Below are 16,227 nucleotides of genomic sequence, written 5' to 3'. Positions count from 1 at the left end.
CTATGTGTGAGTGGGAGTGCGCGGTGTACTGCCGTAACTGCGGTGAATGTTTGGGCCTCCGGCCGCTGTTATGTTTGGATTTCCCGATTGAAACTGCTGGCCGCAGTAGAAATCCAACCATAAAGGCGGACGCTGCCGCTCCTCCAACCCAAACTTCACCTCCGTTACTCTTTCACCGCTTCTATTGGGAGGGAGCAGATTAAAGATTAAGATCAAGCCCTTTTAAAGTCACAAGAACAACTTATAATCAAAGAAGAACTGAGTACCAAATAGATATTTCATCATTTGTCAGGAGGCCAAATTACACATGAGCAGCAAGCTGATCGATATTGCCGAGAACGGACTATATCTTACGATTGAAGTTACAGAGGAGCAGGATGTGCGGCTGCTGCATTTTGGGGCAGCGCCGCTTGAAACGGGAGCAATAGAAGAGAAGAACAAGGCCGGCTTCAGGCTGCTGGAGCTGCAGCTGTCGGGCGAAGACCGGGCTGAATACCACGGGCGCACGCACCGCGCTTCGTACCCGGGACTGCGGATGGTTTATGACGGGCACGAGGATCGTGTGAATGGACTGGGGCGTAAGCTGGAGATTACACTGGCTGATCCGCAGACTGGCGTGAAGGCAGTGCAGCATTATCAGTTTTATACCGGCGTACAGATTGTGCGCTCGTGGACGGTACTGCGCAATGACGGGGATGCAGAAGCTGCGGTAGAGTATATTTCTTCGTTTGCGCTTACCGGAGTGGATAAAGAGGGCAGCGGCGACCGTGGCGGCAAAATCGAGGTAAGCCTGGCCCACAGCGGCTGGCAGAGCGAGCTGCAGTGGAAAAGCTACAGCCTGCCGGAGCTGGGCATGTCCCATCTGGCCGACCGCGGCTCGAAGCGGATTGCCGCCAGCAATACCGGCTCCTGGTCGGCAGCGGAGCTGCTGCCGATGGCCGTGCTGCAGAACAAGGAGAGCGGGAGCAGCCTGTTCTGGCAGATCGAGCATAACGGCTCCTGGCACTGGGAGCTGACGGATCAGTACGACCAGCTTACGCTGCTGGTCAGCGGGCCTACGGAGCATGACAACCACTGGTGGCTGAGGCTGGCGCCGGGTGAAGAGTTCATCTCCGTGCCGGTTGCTGTAGGCGCTGTTGAGGGCGGCTTCCAGGGAGCGGCGGAGCAGCTTACGGCGTACCGCCGGATCATCCGCAGGCCGAATGAGGATAATGAGCTGCTGCGGATTATTTTCAATGATTATATGAACTGCCTGTGGGGAAGTCCGACGACGGAGAAGCTGCTGCCCTTAATTGATGCCGCCGCCGATGTTGGCTGTGAATATTTCTGCATTGATGCCGGCTGGTACGCTCCAGGTGAGTGGTGGGACGGCGTAGGCCAGTGGGAGCCGTCGGCCGAGCGTTTCCCGGAAGGGATCAAATATGTGCTCGACTATATCCGCAGCAAAGGCATGATCCCGGGACTATGGCTGGAACTGGAGGTCATGGGCATCAACAGTCCGAAGCTTGCGGAGACTGACGACAGCTGGTTCTTCATGCGCCACGGCAAGCGGGTCAAGGACCGCAGCCGCTATCAGCTCGATTACCGCAGCCCGAAGGTAATTGCCCATGCTGACGGTGTCATTGCCCGGCTGGTAGAGGAATATGGTGTCGGCTATATCAAGATGGACTACAACATTAATGCAGGTATCGGCACCGAGACGGATGCGGACAGCTTCGGAGACGGACTCCTGCAGCATAACCGCGCTTATCTGGCCTGGCTGGACAGCATCTTCGCCCGGTATCCGCAGCTGGTCATTGAGAACTGCTCCAGCGGCGGCATGCGGATGGACTATGCGATGCTGAGCCGTCACAGCATCCAGTCAACCAGCGACCAGGAGGATTACGTACAGTATGCCGCGATTGCCGCAGGCTCCCCGGCAGCGCTGACGCCGGAGCAATCGGCCGTCTGGTCGTACCCGCTGCGCGAAGGCGATGATGAAGAGGTCATCTTCAACATGGTCAACGCGCTGCTGCTCCGCGTCCACCAGAGCGGCCATCTGGCTGAGCTTGCGCCGCAGCGCCGGGCACTGGTGAAGGAAGCACTGGATTATTACAAATCGATCCGCGCCCATATCCCGCAGGCCACTCCGTTCTGGCCGCTCGGTCTGCCGGACAGCAGCGGCGAGTGGGTCAGCTTCGGGCTGCATCATGGAGACATCCGCTACATTGCGGTGTGGCGGATTGCCGGAGAAGCAGCTGAGATTAAGCTGCCTGTTCCGGAGCTGCTGGGCCGGGAAGTGTCTGCCCGCTGTACCTATCCGCAGGTGCACGGCTCACAGTGGAGCTGGAACGCGGCAGACGGCAGCTTGACCGTCTCGCTGCCGGCAGGCAAAACTGCGCGATTGTTCGAGCTGCACGCTTAGCAGCATGATTAAGTAACGCTGTCCAATAAACACCGGTTATCCAAACGAAAAAGGGGTATTTCAGGGCCGCATAAGGCCGTCTGAAATATCTCTTTTCTTTACTGGGGCTTTGGAGCTTATACAGTTTCACCCCCCTACAATAGCTCGTTTCCCCCTCGCAGCGGCCCAATGTATTCGGTATTCCGCATCCAAAAGAGCAGCACACTGTAGGCGAATGGTCTCCCTTACTTAGTTAGTTGAACGGATATATCGGATACAACTCCGCAACAGGCGCCGGGTGTAGTAGAAGGATAAGGCAAGGAGGAAGGCCAGGCAGAGACTGAACGGCAGACTCAGAATAGCGGGCAGGGAGTAAGACGGGGTCAGCTGCATTCCGATGCCGGTGACGCCGAAGGTGCGCAGCAGTCCCGCTATAGGGGCAATAACCGCACATATTGCGCTGCCGGCTAACCAGGTGCTGAGAATGGGCAAGGCGAATAGGATGACGCAACCTTTTGCCGTATAGTTCAGCAGTGCGGAGCCTGCATCCGCAGAAGACGATATCTTCATTTAATGATCCCTCCGTAGCTGTTGATCATAATACTTTTACCTACCTGTGCTCTGGGATGGATGGTAAGAACACCGCTGTAGCGGATCTCCTGGATCACACATCCAGGGCCGACAGTGACATTCTCTCCGGTTACGCTAGCTGCTTGAGTTCTGTACAAAGTAACATCAGCACCCTCTATCGTATCGCAGCGCAAGCTCCTAAGCGGGCTCATCAGCCTATTCAGCAGCTTGGAAGAAGGCATTACCGTAATTTCTCCTCCAGCTGTCAAGCGGTTGATCCTGCTTAGGGCACTCAGCTTAATTCGAAATGAGTTCAGGCAGGACAAGCTGCCTATCCGCACACAGCCATCGGCCGTGAACTCTGCTGCGGCTGCGTCCCGGGTAACGGATAAATAACCGTTTGCCGTTATCCGTTCTGCTTGAAGGTTATTCACGCGCAGACTACCCAGGCTGGTGATTTCCTGTGCTGTGCAGAGCCCTCCGATAGAACATTCCCCTTGAAGCTTCAGCCGCGCCGTTGTCAGGTTACCGTCTACATGTAAATGCCCAAACACATCGATTAAGGAGGCGTCCAGATCTCCCCGGCAAATATGAGAACCGTTAATCTTACGCGGTTTCCGGTCTCCCGGAGGCTGATCAAGCAGAGGCATAGGTGATTCACCGCCATTTCAAATATTTTAGTTACTATAATATATATTAAATAAAATATATAATCAATATATTATTTTTGCAGCCATATACAAAAAAACTGCCTTTCCCTAAGGAAAGAGCAGTTTATACAATAGATACAAAGTTTTGCTGTTACTCTACAATTCCGCCCATCAGGCCATCAATCGTCCGCAGCGTCATGGACATGTTGTCGAGCTCAGCCACTGCAAATGAATCGAACAAGGAGAGGATATGATCTTTTCCTTGTGCGGTCAGGACGATCTTCACCACTCTGCGGTCTTCCTTTGTACGTACTCTCTCGACATATTCCAGATCCTCCAGCTTGTCGCACATAAAGGAGGCAGCTCCCGGAGTTATCATAAACCGCTCGGAAATATCCGTAATATTAAGGGTGCCTGCAAGCTGAAGCTGGAACAACAGCATGATCTGATTTTGCGACAGGGAGCCCTTTTTCGTGATGAGGTCTACAAAAGCCTGCGATTTCCGCTGTACATTCGCCATTTGATCCATGACTTTATAGATGGCCTGCTCCTTCATTGCTTCTTCGCTCATGGAAACACTCCAATTTAGTTTTGTTATTAAAATATATAGAGAGTAAAATTTGTTGTCAAGCTGCGGAGGGGCTGCATCCTGAGTACAGGCCTTAGCTGGAGGAAACAAATTCATGCCTAAAATTACTTATTGAAGAAAATAATGGATATAAATGTATTTGAGTTAGCTTTTTGTCGAATATACTCTAAACTTTGTCGAAATATTTGTCGATAAATATCAAAAGATGTAGAAATAAAATTGACAGGAAAGAACTAGCACTTTACAATGCAATTATAGAGTAATCATTTCTACTATTTAGAAGCTTTGATAGCTTTTAACACTGCATGGTAAGAAAGTGTTATTTCAAGGGAGGATGCAAATAATGAAAGCAACAGGTATTGTAAGAAAAGTAGATGAACTGGGACGTATCGTGATTCCGATTGAACTGCGCAGAACAATGGGAATTGACATAAAAGACCCGCTCGAAATCTTTGTAGACGGCGAGAAGATCATTCTCAGAAAATATGAGCCTACCTGCATCTTCTCCGGAAGTGCTGAGAACCTGATTAACTTCAGAGGCAAAATGGTCAGCAAAGATGTGCTTGATGAGCTGATTGCCAGCTTCGACCACATTTAAGTTCTATACTTAACAGCAGGGACCGGAAAGCGGCACTTCACAGTGCGCCTTCCGGTCCTTTTTATTTGCACCTCCCCGGCTGCATAGACAATGCATGCAATTTTCCTATATCATTAAGGCGGGATGCAGAACAACATGAAAGGGATGGATCACCCCATGAGTAATGAAGGACACACTCCGGCCGCGAACGGGCAATTGCCGCAGCTGAATAAGCCGGAAGCAATCGTATTTGATATGGATGGTACGTTGTTCCAGACAGAAAGCCTGTTATTGCCTGCCTACCATAAAATGTTTGATATTCTGCGCGAGGAAGGGCTGCACGCCGGACCAACACCGCCGGAGGAGCTTATTCTGGGCAGTCTCGGTATGCTGCTGGCGCAAATTTGGAAGAATGTAATGCCGGAGGCCTCCGAGGAGGTGCACCGCCGGGCTGATGATCTGCTGCTGCAGCTGGAGATCGAGGGTCTGGAAGCCGGAGGGACCATTCTGTACCCGAAGGTAGCGGAAACACTGGCAGCACTTCATAGCCGCGGCGTCAGATTATTCGTGGCCAGCAACGGGCTGGCGGATTATATCCATAGTATTGTCGTAGTACATGAGTTGAAGGATCTGTTCGAGGGGCTGTACAGCGCAGGCGGACAAGGAACAGCAACCAAGACCGAGCTGCTGCGCCTCTTGCTGGACAATCATAATATCAGCAGTGCCTGGATGGTCGGTGACCGCTCGTCTGATGTAGAGGCAGGCAAAGGGAACGGCCAGACTGTGATTGGCTGTGCCTATGCCGGATTCGGACGGCAGGATGAGCTGAAGGGCTCTGACGTTATTATTTCTGCTTTCGATGAGCTGATCAGCCTTTACGATAACAGTGCGGCAACGGACCTGAAGTAAGTACTGCTGCATTCTTTTATTCATAAAAGCAAGTGCACACGGGTGCCCATTCCGCCGTACAAGCCGGTGTGAAAGGCATCCGTTTTGCTGTCGCTGTCAGAGCGCCGGATACGTCCCGGGTGAATCTGCCCTGCTTAAACGGGCTCCGGGCGGATATTTCCATTGGGATCGTTTATACTGAGTTTACATACGCACCGTAATTTTAGTGCAGTGATTATGACAACAGAGAGAGATGGAGGTTTGAAATCTTGGAATTATTCGAATATATTCTGCTGATGCTGGCAGCAGTCTCCCTGTCCAATCTGGTGAACCGGTTCATCCCCTCGCTGTCCGTCCCGATTATTCAGATCGGGCTGGGGATGGCGATTACCTGGCTGCCATTACATTATGAACTGAAATTAAATCCGGAGCTGTTCCTGCTCCTGTTCATTGCCCCCTTGCTGTTCAATGATGGCAGGCTTGCGGACAAAGCGGCGTTATGGAAGCTGAAGAAGCCGATCCTGCTGCTCGCGCTGGGCCTGGTCTTCCTGACGGTAGCCGTGCTTGGCTACTTCCTGCACTGGCTGCTCCCGGTTCTTCCGCTGGCTGCGGCGTTTGCCCTGGCGGCGGCCCTGGCCCCGACGGATGCTATCGCTGTAGGCGCGCTGGAGCAGAAGGTGAAAATCCCGCATCAGACGATGCAGATTCTTGAAGGGGAATCGCTGATCAACGATGCTTCGGGACTGGTATCGTTTCAGTTCGCTGTGGCTGCTATGGTTACCGGGGCGTTCTCCTTCAGAACGGCCAGCCTGAGCTTTATCACCATTTCACTGGGCGGAGTCGTATTGGGTCTGCTGCTGACGCTGATTAAATACGGGCTGGTCAAAGGGCTGCGCAGACTCGGGATGGAGAATGTGACGTTACATATGCTGATTGAGCTGCTTACGCCCTTCGCTATTTTTATGGCGGCTGAAGAGCTTGGGGTCAACGGCATTCTCGCAGTAGTTGCTGCAGGGATCGCCCATTCCTTCGGGTATAAGCAGATGAATCCGGAGGTAGCCAAGCTGAGCATCGTATCCAAAAGCACCTGGTCTGTTATTATCTTCGTCTTGAACGGCCTGGTCTTCCTCCTGCTCGGCACGCAGCTGCCGGAGATTATCGACACCGTCTGGAGCAACCCGGATATCGGGAATGTCAAGGTTATCATGTATACTTTGTTATTAACGGCTGCTGTCCTTGGCCTGCGGCTGGTCTGGATGCTGATTATGGATATTCCCGAAGGGGAGGAGCCGCGCGGTCCCTGGAAGCTGGAGTTCAAGAAGGCGCTTATTCTTACGCTGTCGGGCGTCCGGGGAACGATTACGCTTGCGAGTACGATGTCACTGCCGTTTGTGCTGGATGACAAGTCATTGTTCCCGGCGCGGGACCTGATTATCTTCCTGGCGGCAGGCGTTATTCTGTGGACCTTGCTTGCCTCCAACTATCTGCTGCCCCTCCTGCTGGGCAAAGAAAATGAAGCGGAGCATAATGCCGAAGAGATTGAGGCCAAAATTGAAATTCTGCGCAATGTCATAGCCGGGTTAAACGATCAGGCCACGGATCAGTCCAAAATGGCTCTCAGCCACCTGATCAGCACCTACACTTCAAGAATCCGCATGTTGAAGAAAAACGAAGCTGCCGAAGAAACAGAGCGGATGCTTGGAGTTACTGCGCTCAAGTGGCAAAGAGAATATACCCTGGCTGCAATGAAGCAGCATGAGGTGAACCCGTATACGGCCTACCGCTATTTGAACCGGCTGAACAAGCAGCTGCTCATGCATACGCGTGACCCGGAATACAGAAGTGAGCTGGTTCCGCTCAGAAGCTGGGAAGAGATCGTCGGGGTTATTCAGCAGGTCCGCCTTAGCAGGCAGCAGCGGCGGGAGGAATGGAACAAGCTGCAGTCCGGCAGTTTCGCTTACGTCCTTAAGCAGCTGAGAGAGCTGCAAATTAAGGGGGAGACCGAGCCGGAAGCGGTCAACGCGCTGCTTATGCGCTATGAGCGGGGGCAGATGAGACTGACCCGTACGGAGTCGCTTTCTTCCACCAAGCGGGGCTTTGATGAGGCGCTTCAGGAGCTGTCCCGGACAGGAATTCAGCTGGAGCGCGATAACATTCAGCTGATGTTCGAGGCCGGACGGCTTTCCAGAGGTAGCATGAAGGAAATGAAACGTGATATCCTGTTTATGGAACATGAATTGCGGGAAGAAATGGGCTATTAACAGCCCTTCCTTCTGGACAAGGCTTCACTTCGATAAGGAGATGAACATATAGACTATGCGAAAAAAACTCGTGGCTGGAACCTGTGCCGTGGTTGCGGCAATAGGAATCTTTTGGTATGCGGGAAATGAGGGACGGAAGCCGGCGGATTCGGAAGCGGCATTCTCCGGGACCGGGGCTGCCGGTAATACAGCGGGCCTGAACATCAAGCAAATGGTAGCGGACTACAGCTCGCGCAGCATCACATCAGAATCGGCTTCCATTACTTCTACACAGCTGATCGTCGACAGCGGCGGGCCGGGGGAAGCGGCTTATGCTCTGCCGGAGGATGAATTCTTCCTGTCGGTTGCCCCGTATGTGAATAAGACCCATCCCTGCGCTACACATAGCCTGACCGGCTGCCAGGGGGAGCTGCCCAATGAAGAATTCGAGGTATATATCGAAGACGCAGAAGGCAAGGAAGTAATGAACGGGGCTGTGAAATCGCAGCCGAACGGATTCATCGACCTGTGGCTGCCGCGCGATCAGAAGCTCCAGATCACCATTACCCGTGACGGGAAGCAGGCCAAGACGGATATCTCCACCTTTGAGAGCGATGACACTTGCCTGACCACGATGCAGCTGAGTTAGTTTTAAGCCCAGGCTGCCGCTTCAAGCCGTCTTCCGGTGCTGTTGTTCAGCGGCCGGAAGACGGCTTTTCTGATAGCCCATCCTGTGCCGATATGTTAATTTACTATTCCTCAGGCCGGTGTTACGATGGGATGGAGCAGAGGCTGATAGGAGGCTGCAATAATTACATGAAGCGGATTACCCGTATTTTTCATAACTGGAGTGTGACCTCAAAGTTTGTCGGGGTCTATGTATTGATTCTAACGGTCTCGTCTGTCATCACTGGCGTTATACTTTATGTGCAGGCTTACAGTTCAGCAATTTCACAGGCACGGAGTGTGATGGAGCAGAATCTGCTGCAGACGAAGAACAGTATTGACGAGAAGGTGGACATGATTGAGAACCTGTCCCAGATCATCGCTTTTGACTCCAGAATTCAGACGCTGCTGGACAGCGCCTTTATTAATGAGAGCTTTCAGCTGCAGGATTACCGTTATAATGTAGCTCCGATTGTTGACAACATCATGCGGCAGAACACTTATATCCATTCCATCCATGTCTATATGAACAATCCGACCATCCCTGAGCTGTTCGAGCTGTATGACGGCTTTTACAGTATGAACCGGATCAAGGGGGATATGGCATACGTGCAGTTTATGAATGATTCGGGTACCCAGACGAACTGGCGCGGCCTGCATCTGGAGAAGCTGCTGACGGTGCGGCCGGATGTGAAGGCGAAGGCGGATGTGTTCTCTTATAACCGGAAGATTTTCTCCGGACGCAATGACGAAGTGAATGGCCTGGTAGAGATTGAAGTGACGCAGAACGTCTTGTTCCAGCCGCTGGCGGATGCCAATCAGGAGGTTGGAAGCGTTCTCGTCCTGGACAGCAGCAGCCGGGTGGCTTCGAATAACCAGATTCAGCTGGCGGATGAAAGGCTCGCGGAGCTGACCCGGGTGTTACCGGAGGATAGCGGCAAGCAGAACTTCATGGCAACCATCGGCGGTGTGCGGTCGATCGTCATTTCGGTTCCGTTAACCGGCCCGGAGCTGCGGCTTGTGGGCGTGTTTCCGGTCAGCCATTTCGTAGACAAGGTGAACCAGTCCATCCGGACAAGCTTCCTTGTTATTATCGCCGCGCTGATCATACTCAGCCTGCTGGTGTATTATTTGACGGTGAAGCTGCTGTCCCGGATGAAGGTGCTCCTGAAGGCGATGAAGCAGGTGCGCGAGGGGTCGATCGATGTCTCGGTTCCGGTGGTGTGGAATGACGAATTCACGCAGATGGCGCTCAGCTTCAATCATATGACCACCCGGATGCATGATTTAGTTGAGACCGTCTACAAATCAGAGCTGCTGGAGAAGGATGCCGAGCTGAAAGCGCTGGAATCGCAGATTAATCCGCATTTCCTGTACAATACGCTGGCGACAATCTCCTGGGTGGCCCGCCGGGCCAAAGCGCCGGATATAGTGAAGCTGTCGGATTCTATGGCAAAGTTCTACCGGCTGGTGCTGAACAAGGGGAACTCGGAGACGCTGGTCGGCAATGAGCTGGATATGGTCGGGGCTTATCTGGCGATTCAGAAATTCAGGTTCGAGGACCGGTTTGATGCGGTATTTGAGGTGGATGACCGGGTCAGACACTGTTACACGCTCAAAAATATTTTGCAGCCGCTGGTTGAAAATGCGCTGATCCACGGGATCGAGCCGAAGCGCTCACACGGAACCATCATTATAAAAGCCTCGCTTGAGGACGGTCTGGTGGTCATCCGCATCATTGACGACGGGGTGGGCATGTCACGGGAGAGGGCCTTGGATGTGACCGCCGGCAAGGCGCTCGATTCCAAGGGAAGCGGGTTTGCGATTGCCAATATCAGAAGACGGCTGCAGGCGTATTACGGGGAAGCCCAGCAGATTGAACTATACAGCAGACAGGGGATCGGGACGGTAATTACCCTATCTTTTGCAGCAAGGGGGCTCAGCAATGTATAAAATGCTTATTGTCGAGGATGAACGCTGGGAGCGGGAAGGACTGTTAGACTTTCTGGATTGGGCGTCCATGGGCATCGCTGTCATTGAGACGGCTGCGGACGGGATCGAAGGCCTGGACAAGGCGCTGGAGTTCCGGCCGGATATCATCATTACCGACATTCAAATGCCCGGACGCAACGGGATCGAGATGGCGAAGCTTGTCCTGGACCAGCTGCCTGAGGTGCGGATTGTGGTGCTGACCGGCTATGATGATTTCGGTTATGCCCGGGATGCGCTGCGCTTTGGCGCAGTGGACTATGTGCTGAAGCCGGTCGGTGAGGAAGAGCTGCTTAGCACCATGGAGAAGGTTGTCCGGGGCTGTGAGGAGAACCGGCTGAAGCGCAGTGAAGAGGAACGGCTGTGGCTGGAAAAAGATGCGGTCCACCATCTCGCGCTGCGCCAGCGTCTGATGGATCTGCTGCTCAGCCGCGCGGAGGAAGCAGCCAGGCAGCAGACAATAAGTGAGCTTCAGGCCGGCGGCTATCTGGAGGGAGAGCTCTGCTCCATATGGATCTGCGCACAGCCGGCTGCACTGCAGCTGCCTGAGGCGGAGCAGCTGGAGCAGCTCGCGGGCAGGATGCTCGGCCGGAAGGTTCTTGTCCATCCGGCGGGGCAGGGCATCCTTGGCGCCTGCTTCATCCTGCTGATTGCGCTGCGCGCTGATGAAGCAGGTCTGCAGCCGCAGCTGGCCTTTCAGCTCCTGCAGGAGCTGGAGCTGCTGCAGGAAGGCGGCGGGCCCGCTCCGTTGGACGGGAGCCAGAGGGAGGATGCCCGGCAGGAGCGGGACGGTTGGATGGTGCAGACCGGGCCGGCTGCGTGGATCATCGGCACCGGCCGCCCGGCCGCCCCGGCTGCGGCGGCCGGAGAATCGTTCCGGGAAGCGCAGAATGCCTTCCAGTATGCGCTGTTTAACGGCCTCAGCGGCGTGCTGGCCGCTGAGGAGGAGCAGCTGGCGCGGCAGCAGTTCACCCGGGACGCGGACCCCTTCTCGGTCCAGTTCCGCGAGCTGGCGAAGCGCCTGCGGCATGATCTGGGCAGCGGCAGCCCGGCTGAACCGGTGCTGGACGGGCTGTTCGCTCTGCTGGCCGGGCATCCCGGCGCCGGCAGGTCTTACATCGCCTCGCAGCTCGGCGGTGTTATTGAGAGCTGCTCAGCGCTGGCGATGCCTGCAGCCCAAGCCACAACGGCATTTGCCGCAGGCCATATGGAGGCGCTGCTGTCCTGCCGGACGCTTACGGAGATGCGGGATTATACGGCGGCGGTGGTCGATGACATGGCCCGGCTGCTTGAGGAGAAGCGTGGCCGCAAGGATGACTATCTGATTAACCGGGTCATCCAGCTGATTGAGGAGCAGTACGGGAACCAGGAGCTGAGTCTGGCTTATCTGGCCGGCGAGGTATTTGTCTCCCCGAACCATCTGGGCATGATCTTCAAGAAGAAGACAGGGAAGACGCCAAGCGAATATATCCAGGAGTTCCGGCTTCAGCGCGCCGAGGAGATGCTGCGCACGGGCAAGCAGCGCATTGCTGTTGTCGCAGAGCTTATCGGGATACCGAACCCGTCATATTTCGGGCTGCTGTACAAGCAGGTCTATGGCATGACGCCGGGAGAGTACAGGGAATTCGTACAGCGCTGACAGGTTTCGGACTAAATTCATGTAAGCCTCAATCGTGATGGATGCGGTTGAGGTTTTTTGCTTATGTAATGAGCTTTGAATTTCCGGCACTGAAGGCCCCCGGCAGCCTCATTACCTGCCCCAACTACCCCAGAACCCCCAGCAGTTCCCGGCAACCCCATTACTCCAGCTATCCTCGCTATCCCCTCTCAATAGTAAATACGCTAAGTGGCAGCTTGCTTTAATTCGGAAGAGATGCGGTTGACTTTAAGATAACGCTTACAAAGATCGTGGGATTCTGATACCCGCGTTCATTTTTAATATATCACCCCGGAGGGCGGCATTTTATAATTAACCCATAGGAAGAAGAGAAGTCGAACGAAGTCGAAAGCAGAAGAAAGGATGTAGCTTATGAGCAGTTTGCCCGTTAAACGGAGAGTATCCAAACGGTTTTGGCAGCAGCGTTATCTCATGCTGTTGACTTTGCCGGCAGTGTTATGGATGATCATTTTCAACTATATCCCGATGTATGGTGTCATTATTTCCTTCAAGGAATACACACCGTTTCAGGGATTTCTTCACAGTCCCTGGACAGGGCTGGCGAATTTCCGGGAATTATTCAATGATCCGACGTTTACGGATTCACTGGTGAATACGTTCAAAATCAGCATTGCCAAGCTGGTATTCGGTTTTCCCGCACCCATCATCCTGTCAATCCTGCTGAACGAGTTGGTATTCAAAAGGTTCAAGCGGATTGTCCAGTCGCTGACGTATCTGCCGTATTTCGTCTCCTGGGTGCTGGTCGTCGGCCTGATGTACACCCTGCTTGATCCGGAGACCGGTGTAATCAGCAAGCTGCTGGTCCATACCGGAATTATTGGAAGCGATACCATGGTCATGGGCAGCCCGCATACTTTCCTGACGCTGGTGGTGTTTACGGAGATCTGGAAAAACATCGGCTGGAACTCGATCATCTATCTGGCGGCAATTGCCGGCATTGATCCCCAGCTGTACGAAGCAGCCATTGTTGACGGGGCGGGCCGGTTCCGGCGGATCTGGCATATCACATTGCCTTCACTGAAGCCGACCATTATTATCCTGCTGATTCTGTCCGTAGGCGGACTTATTAACTCGAACTTTGACCAGATGTACCTGATGCAGAACTCAATGACCCAGGATGCCGCGAACGTGCTGTCGGTGTATTCCTACAAGACCGGCCTGGTTACAGGCAGATTCTCTTATGGTACGGCAATTGGACTGTTCCAATCGATCGTGGCCTTCGTGCTCATGTATATCGCTAACTATTCTTCACGCAAAATAACCAAAGAGAGCCTGTTCTAGGAGGAGGGACATCATGCTAACCTATTCAAAAAGCTGGCCGGAACGCGTCTTTGACATCCTGAATGTTCTGGTTCTGCTGGCCCTCGCCATAATTACGCTGTATCCGTTCTATAATATTGTGATTACTTCCCTTAATGATCCGACCGATGCTGCCCGCGGGGGAATTGTCTTCTGGCCGCGCGTATTCTCCATGGAGAACTATAAAGTTGTGTTCCAGGATGACCGGATGGGGCATGCCTTCTTCATCACCATTGCCAGAACCCTTGCCGGAACGGCGACAGCAGTGCTGTTTACAGCAGCTTTTGCTTACGGTGTATCCAAGACAGAGCTGATGGGACGGCGGATTTTCCTCATGATGGCGATCATCACCATGTACTTCAGCGGAGGGATTATTCCTTACTACCTGGTTGTGGCCAAGTACCTGCATCTGAAAGGAAGCTTCCTCGTCTACATTATCCCGAATCTGTTCAATGTATTTAATGCCATTATCATGCTGACCTTCTTCAGGGGACTGCCCAAGGAAATTGAGGAATCGGCCAAAATAGACGGTGCTAACGATCTGCGGATTTTCTGGCAGCTGGTTCTGCCGGTATCCAAGCCCGTGCTGGCGACGATTGCACTTTATAATGCGGTCTTCCACTGGAATGCGTGGTATGATGCGATGCTGTTCGGTAACGACAGCCTGCTCACCCTGCAGCAGATTCTGATGCAGATCATCAGCTCGAACAGCAATGTCAGTCTGATGGCCAGCAATCTCGGCCTGGGTTCTGTCTCGGCACAATCGCTTAAGCTGGCAACTATGGTCATTACTACACTGCCGATCGTATTTACGTATCCCTTCGTGCAGAAATATTTCGTGCAGGGTGTCATGATCGGTTCAGTTAAAGGTTAAACAGAGTAACAAGGACAGCTAGGATAACATTCGGCTTCTGCGGCTTTGGCCGTGCAAGTATATTCAATTTCAATTCATGGGAGGTCAATGTATGAGAAAGAATGGCGCAAAAGGAATGGCTGCTGCTTTACTCGTCTTCACCATGCTGGCAGGCTGCAGTTCTAATAATACCGGTAACACTGCAAATGGAACGTCTGATAATAATGGGGCTGCTAATACTCCGGCGGCTACGGCTTCAGCAGAACCGGCCAATGCGGGAACAGAGACGGGCGGCAAGGAATCCTGGAAGCAGGATACGTCGCCGTTCACCTTCAGCCAGTATTTCTACGGAAACTGGGCTTCAGCTTATCTGTGGAAGGATCAATATGCGATGAAGCTGGCCACAGACAAAACCGGTGTGAAAATCGACCGCAAGCTCGCAACCGGTAACGATGACGACTATCTGAACACCATGATTGCTTCCGGTGACCTGCCCGATACGATCATGCTCGACTGGAACAACCCTGCAGTCAGCAAGCTGATTAACAACGGCATGGTCTATTCGATGGATGAGCTGATGGACAAATATGCGCCCGAGCTGAAGTCCATGCTCGACCCGGATATGGTCAAATATCACTCCGTCAACGGCAAGCTCTGGTATTTGCCGAACCTGTTTGAAACCGCTGACAGACTGACCAGCGGTGTGCCGATTACACCTATCCGCCCGTGGTTCTTCCGCGAAGATATTTATAAGGCGATCGGCAGTCCTGAGCTGAAAACAACCGATGATCTGATGAACGCCCTCAAGCTGGCCAAAGAGAAATTCCCGGATGTCAGCCCGGTGGGTGTTGAGAACTTTGATGTAGCCAAGAACGGCTTCGGCGGCAGTCTGTCGATGAACTTCCTGATCAGCTCCTTCTCTCCGCAGCTGCTGGAGGAACGGATCAAGGATGATACACAGACAGTTGAGTACCCGATGCGGAATAAAGGCTTCATCGATTCCTTCCGCTACATGAACCAGCTGTACCGCAACGGGCTATTCGATTCACAGCTGCTGATCTACAAGCAGGAGCAATATGAAGAGAAGCTGTACGGCGCGCAATATGCAGCAGCTTCGCAGTACATGTCTAATATGTATACCCAGTACAATCCGAAGATTGAAAGCACATTGGGCGCTGACCATAAATACACGATTATCGGCGGACTCCAGGCGAACGGCCAGGATCCGAGATATGCCGCTTCCCGTCTGATGGGCTGGCAGGGCTTCTTCATCACCAAAAATGCCAAGAATCCCGAACGCATTATCCGCTTTGCCGAATACGCCTGGTCTGACGAAGGCCAGCTGGATGCACGTTATGGAACTGAAGGCGAAACCTATGATATGGTTGACGGCCTGCCGAAATTCAAGCAGGAGATTATGGATCTGAAGCTCAACGACAACAACGCTTATAACGCCCAGTACGGGTTCGACGATTCGACCCTCCTGATGCGTGCCGGCAAGCTGTGGGATGATGCCTCTGCCCGTGACTTCCAGGAGCAGCAGCCGGATCAGTTCGCCGGAGCCAAGCTGCTGGAGAAGTATAACTTTGACAGCTATTCCCTGGGTATGGATAACCTGGAGCCGGACGGATCCTCTCCTGAAGGTGTAATCAACGGTAAAGTGAAGGATCTCTGGAACAAAACCATTCCGAAGCTGATCCTGGCTGAAACCGATGCCGACTTCGATAATGCCTACAACGACTTCATCAGCCAGATGAACAAAGTTGGTGCCGAAAAGGCCGAGAAAGTAATGTATCAGCGCCACCTCGAGGATATGCAGAAGAAGGGCGTGCAATAAGGGATAAA

At 53.2% G+C, this 16,227-nt stretch carries 13 protein-coding genes; 10 read left to right on the top strand and 3 right to left on the bottom strand.

Annotated elements, in window-relative coordinates; genetic code table 11:
* The first annotated feature begins 307 nt into the window (after positions 1–307).
* Positions 308–2,404: an alpha-galactosidase gene (locus LOS79_RS14515; RefSeq protein WP_315420953.1), complete on the top strand. Its 2,097-nt coding sequence runs from the start codon at positions 308–310 to the stop codon at positions 2,402–2,404.
* A 228-nt stretch (positions 2,405–2,632) separates the two neighbouring features.
* Here the strand turns inward: LOS79_RS14515 and LOS79_RS14510 are convergent, their stop codons facing one another.
* From LOS79_RS14510 to LOS79_RS14500, 3 genes are all read right to left on the bottom strand, one after another.
* Positions 2,633–2,953: a hypothetical protein gene (locus LOS79_RS14510; protein WP_315420950.1), complete on the bottom strand. Its 321-nt coding sequence runs from the start codon at positions 2,951–2,953 to the stop codon at positions 2,633–2,635.
* Entirely contained in the window at positions 2,950–3,603 is a 654-nt protein-coding gene (locus LOS79_RS14505; RefSeq protein ID WP_315420947.1) for a hypothetical protein, read from the bottom strand. Before LOS79_RS14505 ends, LOS79_RS14510 begins: the two co-directional genes overlap by 4 nt.
* A 151-nt stretch (positions 3,604–3,754) precedes the next feature.
* Positions 3,755–4,174, bottom strand: coding sequence for a MarR family winged helix-turn-helix transcriptional regulator (locus tag LOS79_RS14500; RefSeq protein ID WP_315420944.1), 420 nt, complete (start codon positions 4,172–4,174; stop codon positions 3,755–3,757).
* A 358-nt stretch (positions 4,175–4,532) separates the two neighbouring features.
* Between LOS79_RS14500 and LOS79_RS14495 the strand changes: the two genes are divergently transcribed.
* The 9 genes from LOS79_RS14495 (at position 4,533) to LOS79_RS14455 (ending at position 16,219) form a co-directional block, all read left to right on the top strand.
* Complete coding sequence (locus LOS79_RS14495; protein ID WP_315422235.1) at positions 4,533–4,790, top strand: AbrB/MazE/SpoVT family DNA-binding domain-containing protein; 258 nt, start codon at positions 4,533–4,535, stop codon at positions 4,788–4,790.
* A 156-nt stretch (positions 4,791–4,946) separates the two neighbouring features.
* Complete coding sequence (locus tag LOS79_RS14490; RefSeq protein ID WP_315420942.1) at positions 4,947–5,678, top strand: HAD family hydrolase; 732 nt, start codon at positions 4,947–4,949, stop codon at positions 5,676–5,678.
* A gap of 248 nt (positions 5,679–5,926) precedes the next feature.
* Positions 5,927–7,918, top strand: a complete 1,992-nt coding sequence (locus LOS79_RS14485) for a Na+/H+ antiporter (RefSeq protein WP_315420939.1) — start codon at positions 5,927–5,929, stop codon at positions 7,916–7,918.
* A 55-nt stretch (positions 7,919–7,973) separates the two neighbouring features.
* Complete coding sequence (locus LOS79_RS14480) at positions 7,974–8,546, top strand: CueP family metal-binding protein (protein WP_315420937.1); 573 nt, start codon at positions 7,974–7,976, stop codon at positions 8,544–8,546.
* 167 nt (positions 8,547–8,713) lie between these two features.
* Entirely contained in the window at positions 8,714–10,516 is a 1,803-nt protein-coding gene (locus tag LOS79_RS14475; RefSeq protein WP_315420935.1) for a sensor histidine kinase, read from the top strand.
* Positions 10,509–12,191, top strand: coding sequence for a response regulator (locus LOS79_RS14470; RefSeq protein ID WP_315420932.1), 1,683 nt, complete (start codon positions 10,509–10,511; stop codon positions 12,189–12,191). The genes LOS79_RS14475 and LOS79_RS14470 overlap by 8 nt, the downstream gene beginning before the upstream one ends.
* A 390-nt stretch (positions 12,192–12,581) precedes the next feature.
* A complete protein-coding gene (locus LOS79_RS14465) occupies positions 12,582–13,511 on the top strand; it encodes an ABC transporter permease (RefSeq protein WP_315420930.1) in 930 nt (309 codons plus the stop codon).
* Between the two features lie 13 nt (positions 13,512–13,524).
* The gene (locus tag LOS79_RS14460; protein ID WP_315420927.1) at positions 13,525–14,403 is read left to right on the top strand and encodes a carbohydrate ABC transporter permease; all 879 of its coding nucleotides are present in this window, start codon (positions 13,525–13,527) and stop codon (positions 14,401–14,403) included.
* Positions 14,404–14,494: 91 nt separating this feature from the next.
* Positions 14,495–16,219 (top strand): type 2 periplasmic-binding domain-containing protein, encoded by a 1,725-nt coding sequence (locus LOS79_RS14455; RefSeq protein WP_315420925.1) that lies wholly within the window; start codon positions 14,495–14,497, stop codon positions 16,217–16,219.
* Positions 16,220–16,227 lie beyond the last annotated feature (8 nt).

This window comes from Paenibacillus sp. MMS20-IR301, assembly GCF_032302195.1.
Lineage (GTDB): Bacteria > Bacillota > Bacilli > Paenibacillales > Paenibacillaceae > Paenibacillus_AQ.
The sequence above is the reverse complement of the archived record's forward strand: the minus strand, read 5'-3'. Positions and strand labels throughout refer to the sequence as shown.

What these genes read in the sequence shown, in the direction of transcription:
- LOS79_RS14515 (WP_315420953.1), top strand. Translation starts at nt 308, where the DNA reads ATGAGCAGCAAGCTGATCGATATTGCCGAGAACGGACTATATCTTACG.
- LOS79_RS14510 (WP_315420950.1), bottom strand. Translation starts at nt 2,953, where the DNA reads ATGAAGATATCGTCTTCTGCGGATGCAGGCTCCGCACTGCTGAACTAT.
- LOS79_RS14505 (WP_315420947.1), bottom strand. Translation starts at nt 3,603, where the DNA reads ATGCCTCTGCTTGATCAGCCTCCGGGAGACCGGAAACCGCGTAAGATT.
- LOS79_RS14500 (WP_315420944.1), bottom strand. Translation starts at nt 4,174, where the DNA reads ATGAGCGAAGAAGCAATGAAGGAGCAGGCCATCTATAAAGTCATGGAT.
- LOS79_RS14490 (WP_315420942.1), top strand. Translation starts at nt 4,947, where the DNA reads ATGAGTAATGAAGGACACACTCCGGCCGCGAACGGGCAATTGCCGCAG.
- LOS79_RS14480 (WP_315420937.1), top strand. Translation starts at nt 7,974, where the DNA reads ATGCGAAAAAAACTCGTGGCTGGAACCTGTGCCGTGGTTGCGGCAATA.
- LOS79_RS14475 (WP_315420935.1), top strand. Translation starts at nt 8,714, where the DNA reads ATGAAGCGGATTACCCGTATTTTTCATAACTGGAGTGTGACCTCAAAG.
- LOS79_RS14470 (WP_315420932.1), top strand. Translation starts at nt 10,509, where the DNA reads ATGTATAAAATGCTTATTGTCGAGGATGAACGCTGGGAGCGGGAAGGA.
- LOS79_RS14465 (WP_315420930.1), top strand. Translation starts at nt 12,582, where the DNA reads ATGAGCAGTTTGCCCGTTAAACGGAGAGTATCCAAACGGTTTTGGCAG.
- LOS79_RS14460 (WP_315420927.1), top strand. Translation starts at nt 13,525, where the DNA reads ATGCTAACCTATTCAAAAAGCTGGCCGGAACGCGTCTTTGACATCCTG.
- LOS79_RS14455 (WP_315420925.1), top strand. Translation starts at nt 14,495, where the DNA reads ATGAGAAAGAATGGCGCAAAAGGAATGGCTGCTGCTTTACTCGTCTTC.